General features: G+C 66.8%; 15 protein-coding genes and 2 pseudogenes. 12 read left to right on the top strand and 5 right to left on the bottom strand.

Going from position 1 to position 16033, the window contains the following annotated elements; translation table 11 throughout:
• Window positions 1–310 (top strand): annotated as a pseudogene (locus ACFU99_RS10530) (hypothetical protein); the annotation flags it as partial.
• Entirely contained in the window at window positions 307–1122 is an 816-nt protein-coding gene (locus ACFU99_RS10525) for a protein-L-isoaspartate(D-aspartate) O-methyltransferase (protein ID WP_384388760.1), read from the top strand. The pseudogene ACFU99_RS10530 and the gene ACFU99_RS10525, both read left to right, overlap by 4 nt.
• Before the next feature lie 165 nt (window positions 1123–1287).
• On the opposite strand, the gene sodN is transcribed toward ACFU99_RS10525, so the two are convergent.
• Entirely contained in the window at window positions 1288–1683 is a 396-nt protein-coding gene (sodN, locus tag ACFU99_RS10520) for a superoxide dismutase, Ni (RefSeq protein WP_363227274.1), read from the bottom strand.
• Window positions 1684–1918: 235 nt separating this feature from the next.
• Here sodN and sodX point away from each other — a divergent pair, with 235 nt between their 5' ends.
• Entirely contained in the window at window positions 1919–2266 is a 348-nt protein-coding gene (sodX, locus tag ACFU99_RS10515; RefSeq protein WP_384388766.1) for a nickel-type superoxide dismutase maturation protease, read from the top strand.
• Here sodX and ACFU99_RS10510 read toward each other — a convergent pair.
• A complete protein-coding gene (locus tag ACFU99_RS10510) occupies window positions 2182–2922 on the bottom strand; it encodes a CGNR zinc finger domain-containing protein (RefSeq protein ID WP_384388756.1) in 741 nt (246 codons plus the stop codon). The two genes, sodX and ACFU99_RS10510, sit on opposite strands and share 85 nt — an antisense overlap.
• Before the next feature lie 93 nt (window positions 2923–3015).
• Here ACFU99_RS10510 and ACFU99_RS10505 point away from each other — a divergent pair, with 93 nt between their 5' ends.
• The 9 genes and pseudogenes from ACFU99_RS10505 to ACFU99_RS10465 form a co-directional block, all read left to right on the top strand.
• The gene (locus ACFU99_RS10505; RefSeq protein WP_384388753.1) at window positions 3016–3510 is read left to right on the top strand and encodes a class I SAM-dependent methyltransferase; all 495 of its coding nucleotides are present in this window, start codon (window positions 3016–3018) and stop codon (window positions 3508–3510) included.
• Window positions 3446–5017, top strand: coding sequence for a recombinase family protein (locus ACFU99_RS10500; RefSeq protein ID WP_384388750.1), 1572 nt, complete (start codon window positions 3446–3448; stop codon window positions 5015–5017). The genes ACFU99_RS10505 and ACFU99_RS10500 overlap by 65 nt, the downstream gene beginning before the upstream one ends.
• A gap of 396 nt (window positions 5018–5413) precedes the next feature.
• Window positions 5414–6154, top strand: a complete 741-nt coding sequence (locus ACFU99_RS10495; protein WP_384388748.1) for a hypothetical protein — start codon at window positions 5414–5416, stop codon at window positions 6152–6154.
• Window positions 6155–6553: 399 nt separating this feature from the next.
• Complete coding sequence (locus ACFU99_RS10490) at window positions 6554–6736, top strand: HNH endonuclease (RefSeq protein ID WP_384388745.1); 183 nt, start codon at window positions 6554–6556, stop codon at window positions 6734–6736.
• A 178-nt stretch (window positions 6737–6914) separates the two neighbouring features.
• Entirely contained in the window at window positions 6915–7448 is a 534-nt protein-coding gene (locus tag ACFU99_RS10485) for a hypothetical protein (protein WP_384388742.1), read from the top strand.
• Window positions 7449–8860: 1412 nt separating this feature from the next.
• Window positions 8861–9700, top strand: coding sequence for a recombinase family protein (locus ACFU99_RS10480; protein WP_384388739.1), 840 nt, complete (start codon window positions 8861–8863; stop codon window positions 9698–9700).
• 153 nt (window positions 9701–9853) lie between these two features.
• Entirely contained in the window at window positions 9854–11083 is a 1230-nt protein-coding gene (locus tag ACFU99_RS10475) for a helix-turn-helix domain-containing protein (protein WP_384388737.1), read from the top strand.
• A 480-nt stretch (window positions 11084–11563) separates the two neighbouring features.
• Complete coding sequence (locus ACFU99_RS10470) at window positions 11564–11758, top strand: hypothetical protein (RefSeq protein WP_384388734.1); 195 nt, start codon at window positions 11564–11566, stop codon at window positions 11756–11758.
• 539 nt (window positions 11759–12297) lie between these two features.
• Window positions 12298–12702, top strand: a pseudogene (locus tag ACFU99_RS10465) (SAM-dependent methyltransferase); the annotation flags it as partial.
• Window positions 12703–12868: 166 nt separating this feature from the next.
• Here ACFU99_RS10465 and ACFU99_RS10460 read toward each other — a convergent pair.
• The 3 genes from ACFU99_RS10460 to ACFU99_RS10450 all read right to left on the bottom strand — a co-directional run bounded on the left by ACFU99_RS10460 (window position 12869) and on the right by ACFU99_RS10450 (window position 15624).
• The gene (locus tag ACFU99_RS10460; protein WP_384388763.1) at window positions 12869–13621 is read right to left on the bottom strand and encodes an amino acid ABC transporter ATP-binding protein; all 753 of its coding nucleotides are present in this window, start codon (window positions 13619–13621) and stop codon (window positions 12869–12871) included.
• Between the two features lie 5 nt (window positions 13622–13626).
• Window positions 13627–14574: an amino acid ABC transporter permease gene (locus tag ACFU99_RS10455; RefSeq protein ID WP_384388731.1), complete on the bottom strand. Its 948-nt coding sequence runs from the start codon at window positions 14572–14574 to the stop codon at window positions 13627–13629.
• 96 nt (window positions 14575–14670) lie between these two features.
• A complete protein-coding gene (locus ACFU99_RS10450; protein WP_384388728.1) occupies window positions 14671–15624 on the bottom strand; it encodes an ABC transporter substrate-binding protein in 954 nt (317 codons plus the stop codon).
• Window positions 15625–16033 lie beyond the last annotated feature (409 nt).

Below are 16033 nucleotides of genomic sequence, written 5' to 3'. Positions count from 1 at the left end.
GGCACGGGGTGCAGGGGCCGACCTGCTCGTAACCCGGGCCCGGCCGGTCCGCCGGAACTGCTTCAGCGGAGGGGACACGCCCCCGGTGTCAGCTCCGCTTCTCTCCGAGCGCTGTGCGCAGCCGGGCGTGCTGGGCTGGCTGGAGCACTTCCGGCTCGGCTTCGGCGCGTTCGACTTCGCCGTCACCCCGTGCGGTGACTGGGTGATGTTCGAGTGCAACCCCTCCGGCGAGTGGTCCTGGATCCAGAACAGGACGGGCCTGCCCATCGCCGGGCGCCTCGCCGGCCTACTCGCTGAGGAACGGGCATGACGACGTATACCGACGAGCGGGCCGCGCGACTGCGCACGGCGCTGGCCAACGCCATGGAGGCCGACGGCCAACTGACCGACCCCGCCTGGCGGAAGGTGTTCGAGACGGTACCGCGCCATCCGTTCGTGCCGGAGTTCTGGACCCTGGCCGGCGGCCGACAGCGGCATGTGACGTCCGCCGACCCCCGGTGGCTCGACCTTGTGTACACGGATGACGCGCTGGCCACGCGGCTCACGGACGGCGTGGCCACGTCGTCGTCGACGGCGCCGGGCCTGATGCTCACCATGCTCCAGGCGCTGGACGCGGCCGACGGCCACCGGGTGCTGGAGGTGGCCACCGGCACGGGCTACAACGCGGCCCTGCTGTCCAAACGGCTGGGCAGCGACCACGTGGTCACGGCAGAGGTCGGCCTCGTGCCGGCCCGCCTGGCGGAATCACGGCCGCGACGCTGCGGATACCCGTCGCTCGCCGCCTTCGCCGCCTTCGCCGCCGACGACGCGTTCCGCTTCCTGCTGTCCCTGACCGCACCTGACACCGCCTCGGCATCGGAGCGTGACGACGACGGCCGCGTAACGGCGGTGGAACTGTGGTGTGCGGACGGGTCATGGGCGCGCGCGGAGGGCGAGACCGTACGGCAGTCCGGGCCACGCCTGCTGTGGGACGCGGCGGAGGCCGCACACGAGCTGTACGTCGAGCACGACCGCCCCGGCCGGGAGCGCTTCGGGGTGACCGTGACACCCGAACGACAACACACCTGGCTCGACTCCCCCAGCCGACCCGTGCCTCGCGTTCCGGCCGCCGTCCAGCAATGAAGTTCCCGCAGTGAAGTTCCCGCAGTGAAGTTCCCGCAGTGAAGTTCCAGCAGCGAGTTCCAGCAGCGAGTTCCAGCAGTGAAGTTCCAGTAATAAAGATCGCACCCGCCCCATCGAGCACGCCGTTCCCGGCGGCCCGCGGAGCGGGTGCGGCCCTGGTGAAGGTCAGCCCTTCTTCGTCTCCCAGAAGATCTTGTCGATCTGGGCGATGTAGTCCAGCGCGTCCTGGCCGGTCTTCGGGTCCGTGGAGCCCTTCGCCGTGCTCAGGGCCTTGAGGGTGTCGTTGACCAGTTGGTGGAGCTCGGGGTACTTCTCGAAGTGCGGGGGCTTGAAGTAGTCGCTCCACAGCACCGAGACGTGGTGCTTGGCGAGTTCGGCGCGCTGTTCCTTGATCAGGGTGGCGCGGGCCCGGAAGTGGGGGTCCTCGTTGGCCTGGTACTTCTCCTGGACGGCCTTGACCGACTCGGCCTCGATACGGGCCTGGGCCGGGTCGTAGACGCCGCAGGGGAGGTCGCAGTGGGCGCTGACCTTCACCTTTGGGGCGAACAGGCGGGAAAGCATGTGCTGTCCTTCCTCGTGATCGTCTTCTCAGGTGCGAGATTACTCGCTGTGGGAAGGCTTTTCTCGGGTGCCCCGGGGTGCTTAGGACAAAAGTCCAGTGTCAGTCTGGGACAGGCGGAGGACCGGACCGGGAGGTGCCGTGAATCAGGAGCGGGTGGACGAGCGCGGGCAGGAGCGGGATCGCGAGCGTCGGGGACTGCTGCGGATCGGGCTGGCGGAGGTGTACAACCCATCGATGGTGCCGACCCTGAACCCGGGCGACCACCTGGTGGTGCAGTACGGCGCGCCGGTCCGGCCCGGCGACGTGGTGCTGATGCGCCATCCGTTCCGGCAGGACCTGCTGATCGTCAAGCGCGCCGTCGAGCGGCGCGAGGGCGGCTGGTGGGTGCTGGGCGACAACCCCTATGTCGAGAACGACAGCCGGGAGTTCGGCGCCGTGCCGGATGAGTTCGTCGTCGCCCGCGCCGTGGTGCGGCTGCGCCGGCCGCCCGGCTCGGGTCAGCGGTCCGCGGTCGCGCTGCTCTCCTGGGCCGCCTCCGCGGTACGGCCCGTGCTGCGGCTGCGGTCCTCCTTCGCCCGGTAGGGGAGGGGTGCCTCCGCCTCCGCTTCCGCTTCCGGGCGGGGGGTGGTGGGAGGGGGCGTATCCGTACGGGCATCCGTACGGGTCCGTTCCCGTTCCGCTTCCTCCTTCTTCCGGGCCCGGTACGCCGCCACGTTCGCGCGTGTCGCGCACCGGTCCGAGCAGTAGCGGCGGGAGCGGTTCGTCGACGTGTCGAGGTACGCGTTGCGGCACGGCGCCGCCTGGCAGATGCCCAGGCGGTCGACGCCGTACTCGGTGAGGTGCACGGCCAGCCCCATGCACGCCGTCGCCGTATAACTCGCGCTCGCGTTCACCGCGTGGTCCGCGATGTGCATGTGCCACTTGGGGCGGCCGTTGTCGTCGCGGTACTCGTGGCCGGAGACCTGCGGGCTGACCGGGAACTCGATCAGCAGCGCGTTCAGCAGGTCCACCGCCCGTACCTCGTCGTCCTCGTTCGCCGCCTCGAAGACGGCGCGCAGCCGCGCTCGTACGGACCGCAGCCGGGTGACGTCGGCGTCGACGACGCGGCGCGCGGCCTGGGCGCTGCTGCCGCAGAGTTCGCGCACCGCGTCCGCCGAGGTGAGAGTGTCGACCCCGCGCGCGGGCTCCTCGCTGTTCACCAGCCGCACGGCGTAGTCCGAGTAATAGGCCAGTTCCACTTGTGGTCCTTACGGGAGCGGTCTAGGGTCGGTGATGTTCGATCGGTAATGGTTGGTTATCCATCGAGGGTATTACGAATCGGAGAGGTCGCGATGACACACACGGCACATCCCATAGCCACCGCGGACTGGGCCGCCTGGCAGGCCAGTTGGGACCGCCAGCAGGAGTGGTACATGCCGGACCGCGAGGAGCGGTTCCGCGTCATGCTCGACATGGTCGAGGCGCTCGTCGGCCCGAAACCCCGCGTGCTGGACCTCGCCTGCGGCACCGGCAGCATCTCGGACCGGCTGCTCAAGCGGCTGCCCGAAGCCGTCAGCACCGGCGTCGACCTCGACCCCGCCCTCCTGACCATCGCCCGCGGCTCCTTCGACGGCGACGCGCGCGTCGAGTTCGTCACCGCCGACCTCACGGACCCCGACTGGCCCGCCCGCCTCCCGTACGACAGTTACGACGCCGTACTGACCGGGAACGCCCGCAAAACGCACATGCGTGCGGAAGCGGAGTTCACTCAAGATGGACCGCATGATCACGAGCGAGTACGACGGGTGCGGCAAGTGCCTGGTGGGGGTGCGTCGCCTCTCGCGTAAGACGGACTCGACCAACAGTCCGCAGAAGCAGCAGAACCACATCCTGAGCGCTGTTGAGGCAGTCGGCGGACACGTCATCGCGTGGGCCGACGACTGGGAGGTCTCCGGCGCTACCAACCCGCTCACGCGCCCCAAGTTGGGCCCGTGGCTGCGGGGTGAGATGGGACCCTACGCGGGCATTGCCGGCGCAGCGGTAGACCGCATCGGACGCAACGTCGTGGACGTCCTGAACACTGGCTACGCGATGCGCGATGCCGGGAAACTGCTTGTCACCTACGGACATGACGGCCCCTGGGATCTCGATGACCCGAATGATGAGAATCAGTTCATCGCGCAGGCGTGGGGTGCGCAGATGGAGTTGCGCTCCATCCAGAAGCGCAACCGTGATGAGACGAAAAGGGCCCGCGCGGCTGGTCAGCCTAAGCAGAAGAATCGCTACGGATACCGTTTTGTGCGGCTCATCCCCACTGGTCAGGTTGACCATGTTGAACTGGACCCCGTGGCGTCGTTGATCCTGCGGGACGTGGCGGAACGCATTCTTGTCGATGAGACAGGAAAGGTAACCGTGCACACTGAGGCCGCGCGGTTGAACCGGGCCGGAGTGCTCTCGCCTGCTGACCACCGTTCCGTGATGTATGGACGCAAGCCCAAAGGGACATTGTGGAATGCTAAAGCCATTAAGCGGATGCTGATCAGCGAGGCTTCCTTGGGCTACCTCATGCACGATGAGCGTCCTGTGGTTGGGTCGGACGGTCACGCTGTGCGGATCGCTGAACCTCTCTGGGACCGGGCGACCCGTGATGCGTTGGTCGAGAAGACTGCCCCGAAGTGGACGGGGAGTCGTGCGCCAAAGGGTGTCCGCATGCTTTCCGGTATCGCGCTTTGCGGAGTGTGCGGACAGCGGCTCTATCAGCAGGGACGCACAGACCAGAACCCGGCATATGGCTGCACGGCCCGTGTACGCGGAATCCCGTCGTCGGCCAAATGTAAGCCAGCTCCCACGATGTCCGTTCCTATGCTCGACAAGCGGGTTGAGGGATGGTTCCTCGCGGAATATGGCCATCATCAGGTGCGGCGTAAGGAGTTTGATCCCGGCACAGGGCACACCGCTCGTATCGCTGAGATTGAAGCCGATCGGACGCGTCTGCGCGGTGACCGTCAAGCGGGGTTGTACGAGTCGGAAGCTGATACCGAGTGGTATCGGACGGAGTACGCTCGGATGACGCGTGAGATTGAAGAGCTGAAGCAACTTCCCGAGCGTCCGGCAGGAATGCGCTGGGTTCCGCTCGGGCGAACGATTGAGGATGACTGGAATGCTGCTCCGGATGATGCGGCTCGCCGGGAGATGCTGGCTGGATTCGATGTCCGGGTATCTCTCCACCCGCGCGGGGCAAGGCATCGAGTACGCATGACCGGGCTCGACCCAGAACAGCGAGCATTGGAACAGGGGATGGCGCAGGAACACGCAGAGCTGGCCGCACTCGCTGATCTCGAAGACGTCGAGTAGGCGCACAGGCTCTGGCTGACCCATGAAGCACGGATAGAAGGTCGTTCGCGGCCCGTTGCTGGGATCTCCCCGGCGGCGGGCCGTTCGGCGTTCCTGGGGCCGCTCAGGGCTCCGTCGCCCTTGACGTGTGGTCGCGCCCCTGCTGGCCGTGCCCCCTCGCGATCAAACCGGATGACGAAATGGCGAACTTGGACGCAGAATCAGGAAGTTCTATATATCTTGTTTTTGTTTTTGCCTCTCTTTTCACCTAAACAGCGGGTGACCTGGGGTTTTAGCTGTCTCTGGAGTCACTTCCTTGGTGTCTCTTGAGCCACTTCTAACCACTCAGTGGCCACTCAACGTCGGGTCGGACAGCGGGAGCAACTGAAGTCAAGGCATCTAGCAGGGGGTTTGATCTTGGGTAAGTACGTAGATGACGCGTCCGCTCGCATGGCGTTGGAGACTGCCGCTCAGTGCGCGGAGGAGGCGGGGAGGAAGATTCCGTTCGTGTGGAGCGGGACGGCCTGGACGACGCCGGACGGGGAGTGGCGAGACCTGCCGTTGGTCCGGCGCGGCATGGGCGCGTGGCTGAGGGAGGTTGCCGACGGGATCGACGCTGCGGCGGCGAACGGGGAGCGGCGCGCGAAGCTGCGCTACGCACTGGGGGTCGCCCATGAGGCAGCGGACAATGCAACCAGTGACGATGAGGGGGAACGACACATAGCCACCATCGGGGCGCTGTACCGGGAACTGGACGCACTCCCCACCCCTGTAGGCACGGGCCTTGCCGACGTGAGCCCCGTGGTGCTGGCACGGTTGCGGGATGTGGCGTCGGAGATCGAGTCGGCGTCCGGCGCGCGTGCTGCTCAACTCCTCAGCGTGGCTTCGCAGTTCGACGCCTTCCGCGCGGTGTTGAGTGATCCCGCGACGTGGGTGCGCAACCTTGGTGCTGCGCCGTACGGGACGCATGTGCGGACGTCGGCGATATGGGAAGCGTTCTGTGCTGCGGAGCCTGCGTTGGTCCGTTCGCTCGGGACGGTCACGGCCAAGCGTGCCGTGTTCGCAGCGATGGACAAGCGCTTTGGTGCGCGCCGGAAGCTGTCGGGTTACGAGGGGTGGCGCGGCGTGGCTCTGCCAACTGCGGGCACTAGGGGGTGACTCCCCCTTCCACGCGAGCGTGAGCGGGTTAGCGCACGGCCCTGCTCGGGGTGGCCGCTGGGGTTGTGAGGCACCACGCGAGTTGCCCTCTGTGGCGTAGCGGCCCGCACAGCCCCGAGAAAGCCCCGGTTGACCTTGGGTGTCACCGGGGCTCTCCCATGCCCGCAGACGGGCGCACACGGCCTCTTGGGGGCTCTCGCCGACCGCTCGCCGGCTCGGCCCCGGTCGGTGGCTGCCCTACAGCGAGAGGCAGTGGTGACGGAGTGACGGTTTACACCACTTTTTTTAGATCACATAGAAAAATATAGAAAAAGAGAAACCGGTGCCTCGAACGTCACTTCGGCACCGGGTACCGATCCGACGGGGGCCCATGACGCTGCTGCGAGGCTTCGCCGGCGGGTGGATGAGCGGGGGCACGGCTGGTGTGACTGGTGCTTGAACACCTTCGCCGCTCGGGCCGTGGAGGTGGATCACGTTCGGCCGCTCGCGATGGGCGGGACCGACACGGACGGGAACGTTCAGGTGCTGTGTCGCGGGTGCCACAAGTTAAAGACGAGCACGGAGTTTGGGCGGGTGGCGTGAAGGCCCTGCCCGTACTGCACGGTTTTCCGCCCCATTTACTGCCGAGGAACCACCGGAGACCGTACCGACGTCATACAGGGCAAGCGTGTGACGGCAATGGATCATTGTTCGGACGATCGCTTGAGTGAGAACCTGGTGCTCTACTTAACAAAGTTGTAGTCGCACACAAGATCCATACATGGAGGCGATCATGGGTGGGCACGGCAGCGAAGACGGCAACGGTACCCATAACTCGATCAGTGGGGGGACTTTCCATGGCCCTGTGGGGCAGTTCCGCGACGTGCATGGAAACCTCCACATGGGTGCCGGAATGCCCGAAGATCTTGCCAGGGAAATCACAGCAGAAAAGCGGGCGGCGCGAAAGGAAAGGGAGAGGCTGGATCAGGAGCGGGTAATTCAACAGAATGCCGCGCAGCGGTCCGCACTGGCAGCAGAAAGGCAAAGGCTGGAGAAAGAGCACGCCGACCAGCAGGCTCCGGGCATCGAGACGTGCCTCTATGGTTTCATCTTCTTGCTGATGTTTGGTATGGATATTGCCATCCTCATTACTTTCCTGGTGAATGCCTGGTGGCCAGCCTTCTGGGTGCTGCTAATTGCTTCCGTATCTATTGTCATAGGAGTAACAATAGCGGACAGGGGGTTAAGGGCCGATAAGAAGAAGCGGAAGGAGCGCATACGTGAGCTGAAAGATTGGGAGCAGCGTTTGGGGTGACAAGGACGCCTTCAGACCCACCGCAGGCGCTCGCCGGGATTGAAGAACTTCATCACGCGGGACGCGGCAACACCACGGTTCTGGTGTAGTGGCGCTGTAGTGCTTCTTTGCGTCTCTCTGGCGTAATTCCCGCCCTTTCGGAGGTGGCCCCGTGCCCCGACGACCCCGCCCCCCTTGCTCGGTCCCCGGTTGCCCCCTGCTGACCAGAGCCGGCGGACGCTGTGAGCGGCACGAGGGCGAGGTGGGTAGTCGGCGCTACCGGTGAACGGACCATGCTGCAAGTCCGCTGCTTGCGAACGCCACGGACGCGCTCCGTTCAAGGTCACCGCGTCGTCAGCCACGCCGTGAACGCGGAGCTGGCACACGTCGCAAGGAACGTCAGCAGCCGCACAGGGACCCGTTGCACTGTCAGTCGGAACCCGCGGATGCGAACGTCAAGATCGGGAGTACTCCGGTTTGTGGACATGGGGCAACCCTTCATCAACAGCGTTTGCCTGATGGGTGACTAGCGGGATGACGGTGCGCCGAGTTCGTGTGGCTTGCGTCGGGGGGTATCTGCCCACAGGCATCGCGCGCCGCAGCAATTAGCGGAAGTTGTTCACGCCAATCGGGCGCGTGCCGCATAATGCCCCCTCGCCGCTGGCGATACCCCACCCCCGAATCGGAGGCACCCCCTTGCCCCATAAGCCCCGTACCCCCTGCACGATCCCCGGGTGCCCCGAACTGACGCGTGGGGGCCGCTGCGAGCGGCATGAGCGTGAGGCGAACGCCGACCGTGCGTCGCGTGGTGGCGCTGTGTACACGACGCGTTGGCAGCGCATCCGGCGTGCGTACCTGTATGCGAATCCGTGGTGTGTGCTGTGCGGTCGAGCGGCAAACGTCGCGGACCACTTCCCTTTGTCGCGACGTGAGTTGATCGCACGGGGCGAGCCGAATCCGGATGCGGCGAAGCATCTTCGTCCTGTGTGCGTCGCGTGCCATAACCGCGAGACGGCGCGTAATCAGCGTGGCGGTTTTGCTGCTGAGGCTGTTTCTCGGCGTGAGTCGGGCGAGCGTCCGCCTTTCTGACCAGGGGGGTACTCCCTGCCCCTGCCCACGCTGAGCGGCAGGGAGAAAAATCTCTTGCGTGGATCATCGGATCGTTTGCGCGGGCAGCGAGGCAGGGGGGTGATCCCGCCGGAGCGGTCCGGGTGACCGGTAGGTGGCTGACCCTCTCAATCCGTACGGGTCTGAGAGTGCGGCTGTGGCGCAGTGTGACGACTGATGAGGCGTCTATCAAACGATGGTTTGTGAGACGGTCGGCCACGGGTGGGGCGGGTGTCCGTTTCGGTCGGTTCACCCGTCTCAAAACCCGTCGCAAAACATGAGGGCACTCTCTAGGTTCTGAGACGCGTTTATGAGACGGTTGGGGCATGACGACGAACAGCGCCTCTTCCGCCGAACTGACCGAACGCCACGCCTGCCCGAAGTGCGAGGCTCCGGCCGGGAACCCGTGCCGCACTGCTGCGGGCAAGGTGGCCGCCGGCTACCACACGGGCCGATTCGCCCTGGTGCCTTCCCTCAAGGCGGAGCTGACGGTGAAGACCCCCGCCGACCGGAACCCCGGTAAGGCTTGGACGGCCACAGACGCCCCCGTGACGGTCCCGGACGCTGCGCCCGGCGCTCCCATCCGGATCGGGTACGCGCGCTGCTCCACGGCCCGTCAGGAACTCCAGAGCCAGTTGGACGCGCTGGCCCGTGCGCAGTGCACGCGGGTGTTCTCCGAGAAGATCAGCACGCGGATCAAGGTCCGCCCGGAGTTCGACGCGGCTCTGACGCTGGCCCGTGAGATCAAGGCCGCTGCGCCCAGCCAAGCCGTGATCTTGACGGTGCACGAGATGAAGCGGTTGGCGCGCAGCGCTGCGGAACTGATGTCTCTGGGGTCCGCTCTTCAGGAGGATGGCATTCAGCTTGAGATCCTTTCGGGCCCGCTCCAGGGGGTGCACGACCCGCACGGGGCGGGGGCGATCGTGTTTGCCGTCCTGGCGGTGAGCGCTGAGGTGGAGCGCGAAGGTATCCGGGAAAAGACCATGGAAGGGCTGGACACCGCCAAGGCACAGGGGCGGACAGGCGGTCGGCCCGCCGTGATGGACGCTGACAAGCTCGCTGCGGCCAAGGCGCGGCGCGAGAAGGGCGAGAGCGTCACGGCCATTGCCAAGGCTCTGGGGGTGGCCCGAGCGACGCTGTACCGCGCCCTTGCCGACACGGAGTGACCCAACCCGACTTGAGGGACCGTCTGCCCGCTGTGGTGGACGGTCTTTCTCGTGTGTGGGGGCCCGGCTCGCGTCTCGTCGGACGTGTCCGGGGTCACTTACCCGGCGTACGCTGCGAGTACAAGAGCCCTACCTGTCAAGGGAGTGCGCACCATGACTGATCTTCCCGCAGAGCTGACGACCGGTGAGCGTATCCGAATCCTTCGGGAGCGGCGGGGGATGAGTCGCCCCGTACTGGCTGGACTGGTCGGCCGCTCGCCGAACTGGCTCAAGAAGATCGAGAACGGTGAGCGGGACCTTAAGTCGATCACTCATCTTGTGCGGCTGGCTCATGCGCTGCACGTCTCCGACGTGGCTACGTTGACCGGGGATGAGGTGGCCATTCCCGCTGATGCTGTGGGCAAGCTGTCGCACGCTTCTGTTACGCCCATCAGGGCGGCTCTGCACGGTGTCTCGTTCGTCGGCACGCCAACGATCGGCCCCGAATCCCCCGAAGCCCTGAAAGGCCGCGTGGAGGGAGCCTGGCGACTTTGGCACGCCAGCCAACACCAGCGGACTGAAGTCGGTGCGCTGCTGCCCGATTTGATCAGGGACGCGCACGTGTGCATCAGGGCGCACCAAGGCGACGAACGTCGGGTGGCTCATGCTGCTGCGGCTGACCTGTACAGGCTGGTTCAACGTCTCCTGGCGCACATCTGTGAGCCTGAGCTGTATTGGCTCGCGCTGGACCGTGGACGGGCACACAGCGAGGAAGCGGACAACCCCGTATCTCTCGCGCTGGCAGCGTGGTCTACGGCGATCGGTCAGCGCGCGGCAGGGTTCGGGGAAGAGGCCGTACAGACCGATGAAGCCGGCATGGCGCTTCTGCGTGATCTGCTTGAAGAGGGGGACTCCGACGTCCTAGGCGTGTACGGGGCGCTGAACCTGCAAGCGGCTATCTCGTGTGGTCTGGACGGACGCTCGGGCGAAGCAGAGCGGTACCTGTCGGCGGCGGATCAGATCGCGTCCCGTCTGCCTTCTGGGTACACGCACACCCCGTCAGCGTTCGACGCGTCCAACGTCGCTATCCACGGCGTCAGCGTCGGCGTGGGGCTCTTGACCCCCGGTGAGGCTCTGCGACGCGCCGAGACGATCGCGCCGCACAGCGTCAGCTCGCTGGAACGGCGCTCCCGTCTTCTGCTGGACATCGCGGCCGGCCATCACCAGAAGCACGAGTCAGCGGCGGGTGTGCACTACCTGGCCGCAGCGCACAAGGTGAGCCCTGAAGGGGTTCGCTACGTGCCGTTCGCCCGTGGGTTGGCCCGTGACCTGGCGCGGTCCGCGAGTGGTCCGCTCAAGGCCGACGCTGTGGCGCTCGCTGAGGCCGTGGGAGTGGCCGCGTAACCCACACGAGTAGGGGGACACTTTGGGTCCCTTCCCGACGCCCCTCCGCCGTACGGTCTTTCAACCGTCGGCGAGAGGTGGAGGCGTTGGGGATGAGCAACAGCCAGGATGCGGAGCGAAGCCCGCGATCGTCGCGGTGGGTCAAGGGGCTCAGACTGCAAAGGCCAGAGCCACGGCCCCCCGCGCGACAGCGGCAACCGGTGGGAGCAGCGACCGCAACCCCGTGGGTGCCCCCGCCGGGCGTACTGGTCAAGGACACGCACCATGGGCGGATCGGAACGGCGGTTGCATGGGACAGGGAGTCGGGCGCTGTGACGCTGGCTCCGCTGGACGGCGGGGAGCTGTGGGACACCGACGACTATCGTGCGCCGAATGAGCTGGACCGGTTGCGCGCACGGGTTGTGAAGGCAAGGCAGCGGTGATCGGCACGGGGACGCGGGCCCGTGATTCAACGGTGCGCTGCGCCCGGAAGCCGACGTCATGAGCGAGCCAACGAGGTACACGACTCGCCCCATCGAGTTGCCGTTGCGCCCGACGTTGGAGCCGACACCCGTCGAAGGGTGTGCGGGCTGCACCGAACTCGCGAACGTGCGGGACCAGGCACGGGTTGTCGGCGACACGCTCACTGTCTCGTACTGCAACGTCCTCATGCGGCGGCACCCTGAGGGGCACTGATGGTCACGCCAGAGGACATCGGCCACCGTGTGGAAGACGCGTCGGGCAGGGTCGGCATCCTGCTTGACGTGATTCCGGACTACGCAGATCCCGCAGACCCTCCGAGCAAGCGCCGCAAGCGCCCTACAGCCTTTCTGCGGCCGGTCGCCGGGGGTGCGGAATGGTTGGTCCCGCCGTACACCGTGAGGCGGGTCTAGGAAGCTCCGGCCGCGTCGCCCTCGTGGTGGACGCACCGGAAAGCCCCCGACCGGACAAGCCAGAGCAGGGACAGGACGTGTCCTCTGAGCTGACGTGCTCAGGCTCTCGCCCCGGTCCGCCCCTTGAGTGGGGTGCTGTCCTAGGCAGTGAGGGCACCCACGGGCCCCGTCCGTGCACTCTCCCCCGAGGTGCGTGGGCGGGGCTCTCCGCTGGCGTAGACCCTGAAGCCCCACCGAACAGGCACCCCGGAAGAGTGGTCGGCCCCCGCGAGCGTTGTGAAGTGCACCTAGCACGTTTCCTGCTGGCGACCTGGGGCTAGAGTGTGTGTTTAGAGGGTGTTCCTGACCGCCACCGCCCTCCACTGGCTGCACAGCGAACCCCTGCGCATCCTCTACGGACAGATCGCGCACCTGGTCCGCGACGGCGGCGTCTTCATGAACGCCGACCACATGCCCGACGACGCGACGCCCCGCATCAACGCCGCCGACCGCGCCCAGCGGCACGCCCGGCAGGACCAGGCCAAGGCCGAGGGCGCGCTGGACTGGCGCGACTGGTGGGACATCGCGGCCGCCGACCCGCTGCTCGCCGAGCCCACCGCCAAGCGGTTCGAGATCTACGGCGAGCACGCCGACGGCGACACCCCCTCGCCCGACTGGCACGCCCGTACCCTCCGCGAGGCCGGGTTCGGCGAGGCGCGGACCGTGTGGCGCTCGCCCTCGGACGCCCTGGTGCTCGGGCTGAAGTGACCTCGGGGCGGCGGCCGGCTGCGGGCAGCGGAAGGCGGCCGGCGGCGGTCGGCTGGGCTCCGCCGGTCACGGCGACGGCCGTACGCGAAAGCGCCGGGAGGGAAGCACGACGAACGTGCTCCCGCCCGGCGCCCGCTTACTCGATTCCGTACAGCGCCTACAGCGCCTACAGCACCTTCGACAAGAACGACTTCGTCCGCTCGTGCCGCGGATTCGTCAGCACCTCCCGCGGGTTCCCCGCCTCGACCACCACCCCGTCGTCCATGAACACGACCGAGTCGCCGACCTCCCGCGCGAACCCCATCTCGTGCGTCACCACGATCATCGTCATGCCGTCCTCGGCCAGCGAGCGCATCACGTCGAGCACATCGCCGACCAGCTCCGGGTCGAGCGCCGACGTCGGCTCGTCGAAGAGCATCAGCTTCGGCTCCATGGCCAGCGCCCGCGCGATGGCCACCCGCTGCTGCTGGCCGCCGGAGAGCTGTGCCGGGTAGTTCGCCGCCTTGTCGGCCAGCCCGACGCGGTCGAGCAGCCGCTCCGCCCGCTCCCGCGCCACCGCCTTGGCCTCCCGCTTCACCTGCACCGGCGCCTCCATGACGTTCTCGATCGCCGTCATGTGCGGGAACAGGTTGAAGCGCTGGAAGACCATGCCGATGTCGCGCCGCTTCGCGGCGACCTCGCGGTCTTTGAGCTCGTGCAGCTTGTTGCCCTGCTGCCGGTAGCCGACCAGTTCGCCGTCGACCGACAGCCGGCCGGCGTTGATCTTCTCCAGGTGGTTGATGCACCGCAGGAAGGTGGACTTGCCGGAGCCGGACGGGCCGATCAGGCAGAACACCTCGCGGGGGGCGACCTCCAGGTCGATGCCCTTGAGCACGTGCGTCGGGCCGAAGGACTTGTGGACGCCCTCGGCCTTCACCATGGCGGTCATGCGGTCCTCCTCCGAGTGCCCAGCGAGAGCAGGTTGCTCCTGACCTTCTGCCACGGGGTCTGCGGCAGCTGGCGCAGGGAGCCGCGCGCGAAGCGCCGCTCCAGGTAGTACTGGCCGACGCTGAGCACGCTGGTCATCACCAGGTACCAGGCCGCCGCCAGGAACAGCATCTCCACCGTCGCGCCGGACGTCCGGCCGACGTTCGACGCCGCCTGCAACAGGTCGTAGTACTGCACGGCGATCACCAGTGACGTGGTCTTGAGCATGTTGATGAACTCATTGCCCGTCGGCGGCACGATCACCCGCATCGCCTGCGGCAGGACGACCCGGCGCAGCGTCTTGGCGTGGCTCATGCCCAGCGCCTGCGACGCCTCGGTCTGCCCCTCGTCCACCGACTGGATGCCGGCCCGGCAGATCTCGGCCATATAGGCCGCCTCGTTCAGGCCGAGTCCCAGCAGGGCGGCCAGGAACGGGGTCATGAAGGAGGACCAGTAGTCCTTGTAGATCGGCCCGAGGTTGATGTACTCGAAGACCAGGCCCAGGTTGAACCAGACCAGCAGCTGCACATAGACGGGCGTACCGCGGAAGAACCAGATGTAGCCCCAGGCTATCGACGATGTCACCGGGTTCTTCGACAGCCGCATGACGGCCAGGACGATGCCGAGGACCACGCCGACGACCATCGCGCAGATCGTGATCCAGATGGTGTTGCGGACGCCCTTGAGGATGTCGGCGTCGAAGAAGTAGTCCGGGACGGCGCCCCAGTTCAGCTTCCCCTGGGCGAAGGCGTTGACCAGCAGGACGAGGAGGGCGACCGCGATGACGGCCGAGACCCAGCGCCCGTAGTGCCGTACGGGTACGGCCTTGATGACCTCCGGCACGGCGGCGGGGGTGGGAGGAGGCGCGTCGCCCGGCTCCTCCGCCTTGTTGAGATTGTCAGTCACGGGTGTTGCCTTTCAGCAGGACCTTTCGGCCGTCAGGACCTTGTGGCCGGCGGCAGGCTCAATGGCCGCCCGTCAGGATCCGGTGCCGCCGTTCCGTCAGGATCCGGCGCCGCCGTTGACCTTGGCCTCCTTGAGGGCACCGGCCGAGACGCCCCACTTGTCCAGGATCTTCTGGTACTCGCCGTTCTTGATGATCGCGTCGACCGCGGCCTTGATCGCGTCCCGCAGCTGCGTCTGGTCCTTGCTGAGCGCCATGCCGTACGGGGCCGCCTGGATCTGGTCGCCGACCATCTCGAAGTCCTTGCCGCCGCCCGAGGTCTTCACGGCGTACGCGGCCACCGGGAAGTCGCTGGAGCCCGCGTCCGCGCCGCCGCCGCGCAGCCGGGTCTGGGCCTGCACGTCATCGTCGAACGCCTCGATCTTGATCGGGTTCGAACCGCACTTCTTCGACTGCTCCTTGGCCTTGTCGTGCGAGACCGTGCCGCGCTGCACCACGATCTTCTTGCCGCACAGGTCGTCCCAGCCCTTGATGCCCTGGGTCTTGCCCTTGGGGGTGTAGATCGAGACGCCGGCCGAGAAGTAGTCGACGAAGTCGACGCCCTCGCCGACCTTCTTGTTGGTGTCCGGGTCGACGCCGGTCTGCCGGTCCTTGTTGTCCGTCATCGCCGACATGGCGACGTCGTAGCGCTTGGACCGCAGCCCGGCCAGCAGGGTGTCGAAGGTGGCGTTGCTGAACTTGAACTCGACGCCGAGCTGCTTGCCGACGGCCGCCGCGATGTCCGGGTCGAGGCCGACCGTCTGGCCTTCCTTCTTGAACTCGACCGGCGGGTACGCGATGTCGGAACCGACCTTGACGACGCCGGCGTCCTGGATCTGCTTCGGCAGCTTGTCGTGCAGCGGGGCCTTGGACGACGACGCCTGGCCGCCGCCGGACTTCTTCGTCTGGTCGCCACAGCCCGTGAGCAGCAGGGCGCCGGCGACCGCGACCGCGCCGACAGCGGCCAAACGGCTCCTGGCGGCGGTCGGGCGCGGGGTGGTGCTTGCGGTCATTGCTGGTTCCTCCTGCGAGTGAGGGAGTAGCCGAACTGGTCGGAGCACACACCATCGGGCCTCGCGACCTCGTGTGATTTGGGCATCTTGCCATCTGGACGGGGCCGATCGGGGGGCCTGCGATGTCAAAATCGGATAACGGGCTATTCCCGTGCGGAGGCCGGGCGGTACGGACGTACGTTCCACTGCGCGGTACGCGGGCTGGGGGGTCGCACCCCGGCCGACTTGTCTCAAAATGCGGGATGCTCGCCGCGAATGGCTCGTTCTGCCCGCCTTCGGAGCCGGTCGCCCCGGCCCTGACCTCGGCCGTTGGGGAATTACCCGGCCCCGCGCGGCGTCGTCCACGTGACGAAAGCGACTCGTAACCGCTCCGGGTCTTGCGCTAGAAAGGTGGGCTACACCCCTCACC

It is taken from the genome of Streptomyces sp. NPDC057654 (assembly GCF_042800135.1).
In the GTDB taxonomy this organism is placed as follows: Bacteria; Actinomycetota; Actinomycetes; order Streptomycetales; family Streptomycetaceae; genus Streptomyces.
The sequence above is the reverse complement of the archived record's forward strand: the minus strand, read 5'-3'. Positions and strand labels throughout refer to the sequence as shown.

Excerpts from the sequence above, each read along its gene's own strand:
- ACFU99_RS10525 (WP_384388760.1), top strand. The coding sequence starts at position 307 with ATGACGACGTATACCGACGAGCGGGCCGCGCGACTGCGCACGGCGCTG.
- sodN (WP_363227274.1), bottom strand. The coding sequence starts at position 1,683 with ATGCTTTCCCGCCTGTTCGCCCCAAAGGTGAAGGTCAGCGCCCACTGC.
- sodX (WP_384388766.1), top strand. The coding sequence starts at position 1,919 with ATGGTGCCGACCCTGAACCCGGGCGACCACCTGGTGGTGCAGTACGGC.
- ACFU99_RS10505 (WP_384388753.1), top strand. The coding sequence starts at position 3,016 with ATGACACACACGGCACATCCCATAGCCACCGCGGACTGGGCCGCCTGG.
- ACFU99_RS10500 (WP_384388750.1), top strand. The coding sequence starts at position 3,446 with ATGATCACGAGCGAGTACGACGGGTGCGGCAAGTGCCTGGTGGGGGTG.
- ACFU99_RS10485 (WP_384388742.1), top strand. The coding sequence starts at position 6,915 with ATGGAGGCGATCATGGGTGGGCACGGCAGCGAAGACGGCAACGGTACC.
- ACFU99_RS10480 (WP_384388739.1), top strand. The coding sequence starts at position 8,861 with ATGACGACGAACAGCGCCTCTTCCGCCGAACTGACCGAACGCCACGCC.
- ACFU99_RS10475 (WP_384388737.1), top strand. The coding sequence starts at position 9,854 with ATGACTGATCTTCCCGCAGAGCTGACGACCGGTGAGCGTATCCGAATC.
- ACFU99_RS10470 (WP_384388734.1), top strand. The coding sequence starts at position 11,564 with ATGAGCGAGCCAACGAGGTACACGACTCGCCCCATCGAGTTGCCGTTG.
- ACFU99_RS10460 (WP_384388763.1), bottom strand. The coding sequence starts at position 13,621 with ATGGTGAAGGCCGAGGGCGTCCACAAGTCCTTCGGCCCGACGCACGTG.
- ACFU99_RS10450 (WP_384388728.1), bottom strand. The coding sequence starts at position 15,624 with ATGACCGCAAGCACCACCCCGCGCCCGACCGCCGCCAGGAGCCGTTTG.